Genomic DNA, 13,044 nt, shown 5'->3' on the forward strand with positions numbered 1-13,044 from the left:
ATTCACAAAAGACAGTCCGGATTCGTCATGACCCCGACACGTAACTGGCTACGCTTGGACACTATCTGTGAACAGACACTATCTGTGAACATATGCCTATCTGAAGCTGCAAACGCGTCATCGCAAAACGCCCAGGATCAGCAGGATCCAGACGCATACAGGGAGTAAGGGAGTTCTATGAGGTTGCAGCCCGTCGACAGTCTTTCGCTGACCCGCACCAGTCTGGTCGAATACTTTCTTTTCGCCATCCGGCTGGCCCATGGCATTGCCTGCATTCTGCCCGGCCTTGCGATCATGCTGCTTATCAAGGATGGCGGTCCGGAAGCGCAGCAGAGTTATCTGACCATGCTGCTGTTTTTCGGCTTTGTCGGCGTGTTGGTGTTTCAGGCCATGGGCGTCTATTCCGAAGCGTTGTTCAGTAACGATCTGCGCATGGGCGCGCTGGCGGTTGCCTGGACCGCGGCCTTCGGGCTATTGCTGTTCATGCAACAGGCAATGGGACTGTTCGGCTATCTCTCCCCTGAAGAATCGCTGATCTGGTACCTGACCAGCCTGGCGCTGTTCGGCATCATTCGTCTGCTGCTGTTGATGCTGTTCAAGCGTCAGATGCGCAAGGGTGTGTTCCTGCAACATGCCGTGATTCTGGGCGCGACGGAAAATGGCCTGCGCCTGGCCGAGTACCTGCTGGAACATCAGGACATCCGTTCGGGTGTCACCGGTTTTATCGACGACCGGATCGGTCGCATGCCCAAGACCGTGGCCAGCCTGCCCCTGCTGGGCAATACCAGTGACCTGGAACGGCTGATTCGCGAAGAGAAAGTGACCCAGGTGCTGGTCGCCCTGCCCTGGACGGCGGAAAACCGCATGGATTACATCATTCGCGAACTGCGCAGGCTACCGGTCAACGTGTTGCTGGTGCCGGACATGATTGCCTTCCGGCATACCCACAACCGCATTACCGAAGTGGCCCGGCTGCCGATGTTCAATGCATCGGATCTGCCGCTCAGTGGCTGGTCTCCGTTCATCAAGCGCGCCGAAGATATCGTTCTGTCGTCGCTCGCGTTGCTGGTGTTGTCACCGGTAATGCTGCTGGTCGCGCTGGCGATCAAGCTCGACTCCCCAGGGCCGGTGTTTTTCCGCCAGAAGCGCTACGGCTACAACAATCGCCTGATCGAAGTATTCAAGTTCCGCTCCATGCATCAGCACCAGGCCGATGCAACAGCCGAGCGCCAGACCACCCGTGGCGATGCCAGAATCACGCGGGTCGGGCGCTTCATTCGCAAGACCAGCCTGGATGAATTGCCACAGCTGTTCAACGTAGCGGCAGGCAGCATGTCAATGGTCGGGCCACGCCCGCATGCGACGGCGACCAAGGCTGCAGGGATTTTGTTCGAGCAAGCGGTGAAAGAATACACGTCGCGCCACCGCGTCAAACCGGGGATCACCGGGCTGGCGCAGATTAACGGCTATCGTGGTGAAACCGACACCGTGGAAAAAATCGAAAAACGCGTCGAATTCGATCTCGAGTACATAGAAAACTGGTCTGTCTGGTTCGACCTGTACATCCTTATGCGCACTGTGCCTGCAGTGCTATTCACCCGCGAGGCTTACTGATGAGTACGCTCATTCCCTGCATCATCGCCGGTGGCTCCGGCACCCGCCTTTGGCCAGTCTCGCGAGAAGCCATGCCCAAGCCGTTTATGCGCCTTCCCGACGGCCAGAGCCTGCTGCAGAAGACCTTCCTGCGGGCGGTCGGCCTGCCCGGAGTCGACCGCCTGCTGACGGTTACCAACCGGGAGGTGTACTTTCGCACGGTGGACGACTATCGCCAGTTGAACAAAGGCAATGCGCGCCTGGATTTCATCCTTGAGCCCTTCGGGCGCAATACCGCAGCGGCAGTCGCCGCCGCTGCGCTGCATGTCAGCCAGCTGTATGGCGATGATGCGCAGTTACTGGTATTGCCTGCCGATCACCTGATTACCAATATCGAGGAATTCTCCAGAGCAGTGACGGCCGCGCAGAAGCTGGCCACCGAGGGCTGGCTGGTGACCTTCGGCATCGTGCCGACCGCAGCGGAAACCGGTTTTGGCTACATCGAAAAAGGCCCGGCACTCAGTGCCGACGCCTGTCAGGTCGCCCGTTTTGTCGAAAAACCCGACGCAGTCACTGCCCAGGGCTATGTGGACGGTGGTCTGCATTTCTGGAATGCGGGGATGTTCTGCATGCGTGCCGATGCCGTGCTGCGCGAGCTGCGCACTCACGCACCTGACGTGCTGAATGCGGTCAGCAGTTGCCTGGCATCAAGCCCGCGCAAGGAAGGCAATCGTGAACTGCAGGTCGAACTGGACAGCGAATCGTTTGCTCTGACCCCGGACATTTCCATCGACTACGCACTGATGGAGCGTTCCGAAAAAGTTGCCGTGGTGCCCTGCCAGCTCGGCTGGAGTGATATCGGTTCCTGGCAGGCGGTACGTGAACTTTCTCCGGTCGACGCTCAAGGCAATTACTGCAATGGCGAAGCCGTGCTGCATGACGTCAGCAATTGCTACATCGACTCGCCCAAACGCCTGGTGGGCGCTATCGGCCTCGACAACCTGATCATCATCGACACCCCCGACGCCTTGCTGATCGCGGACGGACGCCGCAGTCAGGACGTCAAGGTCATCGCTCAAGAACTCAAGCGTCAGGGCCATGACGCCTACCGTCTGCACCGTACCGTCACCCGCCCGTGGGGCACCTACACGGTGCTCGAAGAAGGCAAGCGTTTCAAGATCAAGCGCATTGTCGTTCGCCCGCAGGCGTCACTCTCGTTGCAGATGCACCATCACCGCAGCGAACACTGGATCGTGGTCAGCGGCATGGCCACCGTCACCAATGGCGAGCGTGAATTCATGCTCGATACCAACGAGTCGACGTTCATCAAACCGGGGTTCACACACCGGCTGGTCAACCCGGGCGTCATCGACCTGGTGATGATCGAGGTGCAGAGCGGTGAATACCTGGGCGAAGACGACATCGTGCGCTTTACCGACATTTACGGACGCGTGCCCGACAAGACTGTGAAGAGCTGATTCACGAGCGCCAAACGCCGCTTGATTCACTCGGTTTTCAATTGATAGCAACCGGAACAGGCAGTGCCCGCCAACATGAATTTATTACCCGCAAGGGAGCCGTATTTGTGCTCGACAGGAGTTCAGGACCAATGAAAAGCATGATGCTGATCGCAAGCTTATTGCTGTTGAGTGCATGCAACACCCCCTCCAGGGTGGGCTTGCCGGATGACCGTGCGCAAATTGAAGCCGGTCAGGCCGCAGGTCGCGCACTGGCGGGCAAACCGCTGCCGCCGGAAAGAATCCGTCCTGGCGATACCCTGCGAATTGTGCGCAATAGTGGCGAGGCACCGTCGATTTCGGCGTTTACCGCCAACTCCATCTACGAGCTGACGCTGTTTCAGGTGCTCAACGACGGCACCTTTTCCTACCCTTACATCGGCACTGTCAAGGCTGCGGGCCTGACACTCCAGCAGTTGAATGACCTGCTGGAAAGCAAGCTGCAGAATGTCTACCGCGAGACTGCACTGACCATCAACATTTCCCAGTCACCGGGTAATACCGTGTTTGTCGGCGGCGCCGTACGCAACTCGGTGACGTTGCCGGTCAACGTCGCCACCAATCTTGATCAGGCGATTGTCGGCGCGGGCGGTGTGGCGCTGGATGCCGATGCCGGTCAGGTCGCGCTGCTGCGTCAGGAAGAAAACGGGCTCTACAAGACCTATTTCTTTGATTACAGCAAGTTTCTCTGGGCGGGCGGTGCGGGTGGCCCTACAGCGCCGGTACTGCTAAAACGTGGCGATATCGTGTTCGTTCCCAAATCATCGGTCGGCAACAAGGTTGACGGCGTATCCCTGTATTTCAACCAGCTGATTCCCTTCGCGAAGTCGATCGGCCTGGGCATGAACTACGAGCTGCGCAACAACAATTAATTGTCAGGGAAACAGACATGATCAACATCCGCTCATTCCGCGACCTGCTGCGCCTGCTGTTCATTTTCAAGCGCGAAGTCAGGATCACCGTGCTGGCGACCTTCGTCATCATCCTTTTGGGCGCGTTTCTGCTCCCAAACCGCTACGAGTCCACTGCCTTGCTGCTGGTCAAGCCCGGCCGTGACAGCAGCACTGTGCCTATCGAGCTGTCCGACCGTCAGGCTATCGTGATACCGAGCGGCCTGCGTGATCCGCTGCTCGACGAAGAGCGCATGCTCAGCGGGCGGCCGATCATGCGTGCAGTGTCAGAGAAATACCTCGCCGAACTGTCTATGGTGCCGCCCGAAACCGGCGTTCTGGCCTCGGTGAAGAACGGCCTCAAGGCAGTCGTCGGGGCAGTCGTCAACGGCGTGCGCAACGTTCTGCAATTTATCGGTCTGGTGGAGCATCGCTCGCAGGCCGAACGTCTGGCCGAGGATCTGGAGAAAAACTTCAAGGTCAGCCACGAACCGGGCTCGTCGGTGATGGAGCTGAGATTTACCTGGAACGATCCGGACATCGCGCAGACCGTGCTCAGGACCTGGATCACCGAGTACCAGTTGCAACGCACCAAGACACTGGGCCGGGTCAGCCTGTACGCGTTCTATGAATCGGAAGTGAAAACGACTGGCGCGAACATCATCGAGTACAAGAAGCAAATCCAGAACTACCTGAACCAACTGAGCGCAGTGAGCATTTCCCAGCGCCTGGCGGATACCTCGCAGGGGCTCAACGACCTGCGTACCGAGCGCAACAACACAACCCGTTCCATTGCGTCTACCAAAGCCGGCCTGGACCTGCTGAAAAAGCAGTTGGCAGAGCAACCCAAGACAGTCTCGGCAGGTCGCGAACTGGCGTTGAACCCCAATCGCCAGGACCTGCAGAACCGCATCAACGGCAAGGAAGTAGAGCGTCAGGAAATGCTCCGCTCGTTCAAGGAAGAGGCACCGCCGATTCGTGCGATCAATGAGGAAGTCAGCAACCTCAAGAAGCTGCTCAAGGAACAGGAAGCCACCGTCCAGCGCTCCGAGAGCATCACACCCAACCCTATATACAACCGTATGCAGAACGTGTACGCCGATCAGCAGACCAGCTACGCGCGCCTGCAAACCCAGCTCGTTCAGCAAAATGCGCAGATCGCGCAGCTGGAAAGCGACCGCCAGCAGGCACTGAATCTGGAGCCGGAGCTTTCGCGCCTGCAGAACGAGCTGGATGCGGCCGAGAAGAGCTATGCACTTTACAAGGACAGCCTGGAAAAATCGCGTATTGACCGTGAGCTGGACAACAGCCAGATCAGCAATATCGCGACCATTGAAGACGCCACCTTCAACCCCAGCCGGGTGTTTCCGAAAAGCCTGCTGATGCTGCTGCTGGCTTTCCCGCTGAGCCTTGTTGTAGGTGCCGTGGCGCTGTACTTTTTCTACCTGCTTGACCAGCGCATCCACGACGGCGACAAGATCGAGAGCAACTTTGGCGTCCCGGTTTGGACCAGTCTGCCCGACCTTGAACGCGCTCAGGAGCGCAGTGCAGCCTTCATCTCCAATTTGCACCGGGTATACGGCATTCTGCCGCTCGATCAGGTAGACGAGCGCGGCCTGACCATCGGCTTCACCTCGGTCAAGTCCGGCGCAGGCGTGTCGTTCGTCATCGAGCGGCTGAGCACCTTGTTGATCGAACAGGGTCATCGAGTCCGCACCGAAGGCCGCGGCCCGGCCAGTCCTGGCGAAATCGTGCTGATCAACGCCTCGGCACTTTCCGCCAACCAGGATGCCTTTGTGCTGCTGCGCAAGGCTGACCTGATCGTGCTGGTGGTGCGTGCCGAAGACACCACAGTGCCGATGCTTGAGGACACCTTGAATAACCTCAATACCGCATTCAAGAAAGTCGACGGCATCATTATCAACCGCCGTCGTTTTGAGGTGCCGGAGCAGGTACTGAACTTCCTCAAGCGGATCGGGAGCCGAGGCTGATGCGCATCGCCCTGCTTGCGCCGCTGCCACCCGAGCAGAACGGCATCGCCGATTATGCCGGGCACCTGCGGCATGCGCTTGAAGGCATCGGCTTGCAGGTCAGCACACCGCTGCTGGGTGTCGGCAACGATCCACGAGCCGCAGAGCAGCGTGTGGCCGAAGCCGACTGGAGCGAGATCGATCTGGTCCATGCCGAACTGGGCGGCGGACGGCTGGCGGAGTTCCAGGCCCTGCGAGCCTTGCGTCGACGCTTTCCGAAGCTGCCGTTGACCGCGACAGTGCACGACCCCGAGCGACTGGTGTGGCGGCGCGAGAAACTGCCGTGGCCCTTATCGATCGTCAGCGGCATGCGCTCACCGCTGCCGGAAATGGCAACAGTGCTGGCCGACCCACTGTGCCTGCGTGAAGAGCGGCAATTGGCACAGCACATGACACGTCTGGTGACACTGACCCAGGCGGGCAGCCAGAGCCTGCGTCAGCGCATGGGGTTGCAAACCGCACAGATGGCGGTGATCAGTCACGGCAACGTCGCCATCGCTCCCGCCCCGTTGCCGCCCTTGAAGCCCTTGCGTCTGCTGTATTTCGGCTTCATTTATCGCGGCAAGGGAATCGAAGACCTGCTTGATGCGCTGGCCAGCGTTTTCACCGCACAGCCTGCGTTGCGGTCGACCGTACGCCTGACCCTGGCAGGCGGCAGCGAGCCGGAAATGGCCTTCGGCCCGTCCGGCAGCTACCTGGAGCAACTGCGCCTGCGCATCCGCCAGCTGGGCCTTGTCGATCTGATCGACTGGCAACTGGACTTGCCTGCCGAGCAAATCCCTCAGGTGATCCAGGCTCATCACGTGATGGTTCTGCCTTATCGCGAATCGAGCAAACTGAAGCTTCTCGGCAAGCTGCGCGGCACCAGCGGCGCGCTGTCATGGGCGGTGGCGTGTGGCAGGGGCGTGATTACTTCTGATGCACGCTCGTTTGCCGAAGAGGTCTCGCACGGCAACGGCATGATTTATCCGCAAGGCGATGTGGACGGTCTGGCAAAGGCTCTGACGCAAGCTTGCGCGGATCCGGAGCTGGTCAAACAATGGGCCGACAACGCCTCGCACATGGGCAAGGCCAGAGTCTGGAGCCACACCGCAGAGCGTTTTCGGGATGTATTCCGCCAGGCGTGCGAGGAGAAGTGACATGCAGCGTCAATCCAGATTCCGGCAAATCGTCGCGAGCGCACTGCTCAGCGCAGCAATGATTGGCGCGGCCCATGCGGCAACGGTCCTCAAGGCACCCCGTGAGGTGGTTTGGGCGGACTTTCTGGGCGTCAATGTGCAGTTTCAGTATTTTGCGCCTGACATCTATCAACAACAGATGAGCCGCCTGGACGAACTGGGCCTCAATTGGGTGCGCCTGACCATTCACTGGCCGGTGATCGAGCCGCAAAAGGATAGCTACGCCCTGACCGAGCTGGATGCCGCCATGGCTGCAATCAAGGCGCACAACTACAACACGGTGGCTTATCTGGTGGGCTCGGCGCCTTTCGCCAGCAGTGCACCGGCCGGTGCGAAAAGCCGCGATCAGTATCCGCCCACGGATTTCAACGTATTTGCCGCACGCATGACCGCCCTGGCCCAGCGCTATCCACAGGTGAACAACTGGCAGGTCTGGAACGAGCCGAACATTGTCTGGCTGCCCAAGGAGGACCCGACCGCCTATGGACGCCTGCTGACCACCACTGCCAACGCGATTCGCGCCGCCCTGCCGGACAAGACCATCGTCACTGCGGGCATGGCTTATTACAGTCAGATGCACAGCACCTCTGGCTACATGCTACAGACCCTGCTCGATAATGGCCTGCTGGGCCAGCAGAATATCGTGGCGGCATACCACCCTTATTCCGAGTACCCGGAAGGCGATTCGCTACCGGACCGCGATTTTCTGGTGCGCGCCAATGCCATGAACCAGTTGCTGCACAGCAATGGCGTCAAGCAGGTGTGGGCAACTGAATGGGGCTGGTCAAGCTATGCAGGCCCGGTCGAGATGCAACATCTGATTGGCATTTCAGGTCAGGCCGACTATACCCTGCGGCGTCTGGCACTGATGAGTGCGATGGATTTCCAGCGCATCTTCCTGTTCAATCTCAGCGATCTGGATGAGCGCGCCTCGGCCCGCGATCAGGGTTACGGCCTGCTTGACCTGCAAGCCAGCCCCAAACCGGTCTACACCGCACTGCAGAATTTCCTGAAGATAACCGGTCCGCGCCTGCAACCCGCCGAACCGCCCGCAGTGAGCCGTGTACCGGACGATCTGTATGCAGTGCCGTGGACCCGTGAAGATGGCACTCATCTGCTGATGTTCTGGAGTGCGACCGGCACCTCGTTGAACTTCCCGAATATCACCGACGCGGTTGTGCATGACCCACTGAGTGGCAGCCGCACACCATTGTCCGCAAGCCAAGGCGTCACTCTGCTGCTGAAGCCGACTCTGCAAATTCTGGAATGGAAGCCCTGAGTATGCGAATTCTATGGACGCTCCCTTACCTGCCCTGGCCCACCACCAGTGGCGGCAAAACCCGGGAATACCATTTGCTGCGTAATCTGGCAGCGCGCGGCCATCGCATCACCCTTCTGGTGCAGTCCAAGAACGCGCTGGACGATAGCGCTCGTTCGGCACTGGAACCCTGGCTGGAGCGCTTGATCGTGGTCGATCGACGCCCGTTGTTGAGCCTGCGCACACTGCTGGCCGTGGCGTTTGCACCTGCGCCGATGCTGGCCAGCGTCAACGGCTACGCCCCGAAACTGGAAAAAGTCTTCGAGCAATTGCTTGAAGAGGACTGGGACATCATCCAGTTGCAGCACACCTATTTCTTTCAGCCATTCGAACGCGTACTCAAGCGCTCGGGCAAACCGTTCGTGCTGACCGAACATAATGTTGAATCAGACCTTGGCGCCGCCAGTTACGACCGTCTGCCACGCTGGGCCAATGCCTTCGCCGTATACGACCGCTGGCGCTACCGGCGCTGGGAAACCCGGGTATTTCGCCAGACCGGCGAGTTGATCGCGGTCACCGAAGACGACGCCAAGGTGCTTTCGCGTTTGAGCGGCAAGGCCACGTCCTATGTCGTCAACAGTGTCGACTGCGCTTACTACGCCAGCGTTCATGCGGACCGTAACAGCCATCGCCTGCTGTTCATCGGCAACTACGAATACGGCCCCAATATAGATGCCATCGAGTGGGCATTGGACGAAATCATGCCACTGGTCTGGGCTCAGGCACCCGATGTGCGTTTTGCCATCGGCGGCTTCGGCCTGCCTGAGGCCTGGCGTGAACGCTGGCCTGACCCGCGTATCGAATGGCTGGGGTTCGTACCTGACCTGCGCGTCTTGCAGGCCAGTGCCTCGATGTTCTTCGCGCCCCTGCGCCAGGGCGGCGGCTCCAAGCTCAAGACACTGGAAGCCATGGCCGCCGGTCTGCCGGTGGTCACCACCGCGCAAGGCGTTTCCGGGTTGTCGGTCACTAATGGCGAACATTACCTGGGCAGTGAAGACGCGTCCGGGCTGGCAACCCTGATCGTTGAATACACCGATAAACCGTTACGGCTCGACCAGATCGGCGAAGCCGGCCGCGTTTATGTGCGTGCCCGGCACGACTGGTCCGTTTCGGCCGCCCAGCTGGAAGTGATCTACACCCGCTTTTCGCTCCCCAAGCAAGGATCGCGCTCATGCGTATAGGACTCGACTACCGCGCGGCAGCCGGTTACCCCATCAGCGGCATCGGTCGCCAGAATTTTGCGCTGGAACAGGCATTTCGTGAACATCCGGACGTGCAATTGCAGCTGTTCGGCGTGGCACCCTACGATCATCCGGTACGCCGCTTGATGCACACCCCACGCTGGGCCGCACCGCTGGACTCGGTGCATCGCCTGCCGGATCGCTTGCGCTTCGAAGGCATTTTCCTGCCCGGTGCTCTGCGTGATGCCGGGGTGCAGATTTACTTCGCCAACATCAACATGGGCCTGCCGCTGGGGCGCAAACCGGCTGACATGCGCTACGTATTACAGTTGCACGATCTGTTTCAGATCACTGAGCACAACAGCCACGGCTCGCGACTGAAAGCCAGGATCTACCGGCTGACCGACTACCTGTCGATTGCCTGGTCGCTGAAAGTGGCCGACCAGATCTGGGTGCCGTCGCAATTCACTGCCAACGAAGTCGCGCGCCTGTTTCCCAGGGTCAAAGGCAAGCTGCGCGTGGTGCCGTTGCTGGTAGAAGGTTTCAAGGGTGAGCCCGCTGATATCAGCCAACTGCGACTGCCCCTGCGTTACTGGCTGTGCGTGGGCACACGCGAACCGCGCAAGAACATCAAGTGGTTCGTGGATGCCTGGCAGACCGCACGCATGCAATTTGTCGACACCCCGGAACTGGTACTGGTCGGTGGCGACGATCCGCTGACCGAAGCCCAGCGCCAGTTACCGGGCCTGCACGTGCTCAGCGGCCTCAGCGATGCCGAACTGCATGCGGTCTACCAAAATGCCGAGCGGCTCTGGCAGCCATCCAGAAGCGAAGGCTTCGGGCTGCCGGTGATCGAAGCACTGAACACAGGCACGCCGGTTGCCGTGGCCACAGGCTCTTCGCTGGATGAAATCGCTCCGCCCGACAGCCCGCGCTTTTCACCTGTCGACAGTGGCAACCTGATCAGGCTGATGGGCACGTTGTCGCATGCGCCCGAAGACGACCCCGCAGTTGCCAGAGAATGGACAGAGCGCTATCAGTTGAAAGCCTTTTGCGAACGCGTGCACGCGACGCTGGAGGAATTGCGCTGATGCCACTGGCCTTACCCCTGGGGCTGATGTTCAGCCTGATATTCGGTGTGATGATCTGGATGCTGCCTGCACAATTCGTGGTGGCGGCAGCAATCGGTCTGGCGGCGGCGGCCACCATTATTCGCCGCCCGGCACGCGGGCTTCTGCTGTTCTGCCTGATCGGGACCTTCCTGCCCTACTCTACAATTCAGATTGGCGTTCGTACCACGGTGTCCGAAGCGCTGATCATGCTGACCTGGGCCAGCTACCTGCTGCACGCAGTCTTTCAGGAACGCAACACGGTGCCCAAAATGCTGAGCACCGAAAAACTGCTGGTGGCATTGATGCTGTTCAGTGCGTTCCCGTTTCTGGTCGGACAGTTGACCGTCGTCGCCGACGGCAACGGCCCGATCAACTGGGTTCGCTGGCTGTTCAACCTGTCTATCCTGTTCCTGGTACCGCGCTTGCTGACTGACCTAAAAACCTTGGAAAAGGCGGTCATGGCGCTGCTCGGCGGGACTTTGCTGCTGTTGTTGCTGTCGATCTCGGTGTATGTGACCAAAGGCTCGGCAACTGCCATCATCCCGATCCTCGGTAGCCTGGGCTACAGCGGTGCAGACATCTTGAGCGAGAGCCTGCTTTCGCTTGCCAGCCGCATGGGCTCGCCGTGGATGCACCCCAACGTGGCAGGCGGTGCCCTGGCCATGTTGCTACCGCTGGCGTTCTGCTTCGGTATGACGCGCACCGGCTCGGCGCGCAGGCTGGGCCTGACGGTGGCGGCACTGGGTGCCATCGGTCTGTTGCTGACCGGCTCACGCGGAGCGCTGTTGAGCCTGATCGCCGTGATGCTGTTGATGGCTCGGCGACGCATTCCGCATCTGGGACGGCTGTTGATGGGCGGGCTGGTCGCCGGGATTTTCCTGCTGGCGTTCTACCCGCCGCTGCAGGACCGACTGATGGGGTTGTTCACTTCCGACGACGCCAGTACCGCGGTTCGCTTCCTGGAATACAGTAATTTTCCCGACGCAGTCGCCACCTTCCCGTTCGGTATCGGCTTCAAGGTCGACCCGCCGGTACTGGGCTATACAAAGTTCGGCATTTCCAACCTGTGGCTGAACTTCATCTACAAGATCGGCCTGCCAGGCATGTTGCTGTTTATTGCCGTGACCATCAGTTGGTGGAAAGAAGTTCGCCCCGGCAGCGACCGGGTAGTGCTGGCCCGGGAAAACGCCATTGCGCTGGGCTGCACCACGGGTGTTCTATCCGCACTGTTCAGCGGCCTGTTTGACCACTACTTCAGTTTCACCAGCGTACTGGTTGCCTTGTTCTGGCTATTTGTCGGCATCAGCCTGCACGAAACCAGACGCCTGCGTGCCAGGGCCGAAACGACTCCTCAACACCCTGACGCCTCACCCGAGCCGGGAGCCTCCTCATGAAACACCGCATGATGCATTCTCATAATCTCAGAGAGGCACTGCCCGACTACGCGCGCAAGATGGCGGTGCCGCTCGAAGAGCTGGAAGCCGCCTACCAGTGGATGCTGGACAACGAAGTGTGCTTTGAAACGCGTATCAAGGAACGAACCCTGTCGTTCATCTGCTACCTCAACATCGAACCAAGAATCGAAAACCCGCTGGCGCGGCGCTTCTACAAGCTGCTGTCCAGCGAAACCCTGGGCGCGCTGATTCCTCTGTACGGAATCAACTGGCCGACCCTGCGTGACCGCATGTTGCGGACCTGGGAACAGGCTTACAACATCCTGATCTGCAAGATCCCCAGCCACACCCTGCGCCTGCTGTGGTTGCGCATCGGTGGAGCGAAGATCGGCAAGGGTTCGACTGTGTGGCGCAATACCGAGGTGCTGGGCGTCGACAGCCTGCGCATCGGCAACGACACCACCGTGGGCTGGCATTGCCAGCTTGACGCCCGTGGCGGGCTGGTGATTGGCGATCACGTCACCATCGCTTCACATGTGCTGATTATTGCGGGTGGACACGACCTTGCCGAGCCCGAGTTCTGGGCGGTCGGCGGACCAGTGTTTATCGGTGACTACGCATGGATCTGCAGCCGCGCGTTGCTCTCGTTCGGTGCAGAGATCGGCGAAGGCGCAGTAGTGGGCGGCAACAGTGTGGTATCCAAACCTGTCGCGCCCTATGCGATCGTCAGCGGACCGAATGCCGAGGTCAAGGGTGAACGCGCTCGCGGCCTTAATTACAAGGTGGGCGGCAAAGGCCTGTTCACCCTGTTTCACTGATCGGCAGGGCGCG

The 13,044-nt window shown here is 59.8% G+C and carries 10 protein-coding genes; all 10 read left to right on the forward strand.

What is annotated here, in order from left to right; genetic code table 11:
* The first annotated feature begins 177 nt into the window (after window positions 1–177).
* Window positions 178–1,614, forward strand: a complete 1,437-nt coding sequence (locus RGM3321_RS19470; protein ID WP_244394454.1) for an undecaprenyl-phosphate glucose phosphotransferase — start codon at window positions 178–180, stop codon at window positions 1,612–1,614.
* A complete protein-coding gene (locus RGM3321_RS19475) occupies window positions 1,614–3,071 on the forward strand; it encodes a mannose-1-phosphate guanylyltransferase/mannose-6-phosphate isomerase (protein ID WP_244394455.1) in 1,458 nt (485 codons plus the stop codon). The genes RGM3321_RS19470 and RGM3321_RS19475 overlap by 1 nt, the downstream gene beginning before the upstream one ends.
* Before the next feature lie 131 nt (window positions 3,072–3,202).
* Window positions 3,203–3,982, forward strand: a complete 780-nt coding sequence (locus RGM3321_RS19480; protein ID WP_004656922.1) for a polysaccharide biosynthesis/export family protein — start codon at window positions 3,203–3,205, stop codon at window positions 3,980–3,982.
* Between the two features lie 17 nt (window positions 3,983–3,999).
* On the forward strand, window positions 4,000–5,991 hold the full coding sequence (locus tag RGM3321_RS19485; RefSeq protein ID WP_244394456.1) for a lipopolysaccharide biosynthesis protein: 1,992 nt from the start codon (window positions 4,000–4,002) through the stop codon (window positions 5,989–5,991).
* Window positions 5,991–7,169, forward strand: coding sequence for a glycosyltransferase (locus tag RGM3321_RS19490; RefSeq protein WP_244394457.1), 1,179 nt, complete (start codon window positions 5,991–5,993; stop codon window positions 7,167–7,169). Before RGM3321_RS19485 ends, RGM3321_RS19490 begins: the two co-directional genes overlap by 1 nt.
* A 1-nt stretch (window position 7,170) precedes the next feature.
* Window positions 7,171–8,487 carry a cellulase family glycosylhydrolase gene (locus tag RGM3321_RS19495; RefSeq protein WP_244394458.1) on the forward strand — a complete coding sequence of 439 codons (1,317 nt, stop codon included), beginning with the start codon at window positions 7,171–7,173 and terminating at the stop codon, window positions 8,485–8,487.
* 2 nt (window positions 8,488–8,489) lie between these two features.
* On the forward strand, window positions 8,490–9,707 hold the full coding sequence (locus RGM3321_RS19500) for a glycosyltransferase family 4 protein (protein WP_244394459.1): 1,218 nt from the start codon (window positions 8,490–8,492) through the stop codon (window positions 9,705–9,707).
* Window positions 9,698–10,798 carry a glycosyltransferase family 1 protein gene (locus tag RGM3321_RS19505; RefSeq protein ID WP_244394460.1) on the forward strand — a complete coding sequence of 367 codons (1,101 nt, stop codon included), beginning with the start codon at window positions 9,698–9,700 and terminating at the stop codon, window positions 10,796–10,798. The genes RGM3321_RS19500 and RGM3321_RS19505 overlap by 10 nt, the downstream gene beginning before the upstream one ends.
* A complete protein-coding gene (locus RGM3321_RS19510) occupies window positions 10,798–12,213 on the forward strand; it encodes an O-antigen ligase family protein (protein WP_244394461.1) in 1,416 nt (471 codons plus the stop codon). The genes RGM3321_RS19505 and RGM3321_RS19510 overlap by 1 nt, the downstream gene beginning before the upstream one ends.
* On the forward strand, window positions 12,210–13,031 hold the full coding sequence (locus tag RGM3321_RS19515; protein ID WP_244394462.1) for an acyltransferase: 822 nt from the start codon (window positions 12,210–12,212) through the stop codon (window positions 13,029–13,031). The genes RGM3321_RS19510 and RGM3321_RS19515 overlap by 4 nt, the downstream gene beginning before the upstream one ends.
* The last annotated feature ends 13 nt before the right edge of the window (window positions 13,032–13,044 follow it).

The sequence above is a fragment of the Pseudomonas sp. RGM 3321 genome (genome assembly GCF_022836805.1).
Classification (GTDB): domain Bacteria; phylum Pseudomonadota; class Gammaproteobacteria; order Pseudomonadales; family Pseudomonadaceae; genus Aquipseudomonas.

Bases quoted from the DNA above. Each gene is read 5' to 3' on its own strand.
- RGM3321_RS19470 (WP_244394454.1), top strand. From the start codon at position 178: ATGAGGTTGCAGCCCGTCGACAGTCTTTCGCTGACCCGCACCAGTCTG.
- RGM3321_RS19475 (WP_244394455.1), top strand. From the start codon at position 1,614: ATGAGTACGCTCATTCCCTGCATCATCGCCGGTGGCTCCGGCACCCGC.
- RGM3321_RS19480 (WP_004656922.1), top strand. From the start codon at position 3,203: ATGAAAAGCATGATGCTGATCGCAAGCTTATTGCTGTTGAGTGCATGC.
- RGM3321_RS19485 (WP_244394456.1), top strand. From the start codon at position 4,000: ATGATCAACATCCGCTCATTCCGCGACCTGCTGCGCCTGCTGTTCATT.
- RGM3321_RS19490 (WP_244394457.1), top strand. From the start codon at position 5,991: ATGCGCATCGCCCTGCTTGCGCCGCTGCCACCCGAGCAGAACGGCATC.
- RGM3321_RS19495 (WP_244394458.1), top strand. From the start codon at position 7,171: ATGCAGCGTCAATCCAGATTCCGGCAAATCGTCGCGAGCGCACTGCTC.
- RGM3321_RS19500 (WP_244394459.1), top strand. From the start codon at position 8,490: ATGCGAATTCTATGGACGCTCCCTTACCTGCCCTGGCCCACCACCAGT.
- RGM3321_RS19505 (WP_244394460.1), top strand. From the start codon at position 9,698: ATGCGTATAGGACTCGACTACCGCGCGGCAGCCGGTTACCCCATCAGC.
- RGM3321_RS19510 (WP_244394461.1), top strand. From the start codon at position 10,798: ATGCCACTGGCCTTACCCCTGGGGCTGATGTTCAGCCTGATATTCGGT.
- RGM3321_RS19515 (WP_244394462.1), top strand. From the start codon at position 12,210: ATGAAACACCGCATGATGCATTCTCATAATCTCAGAGAGGCACTGCCC.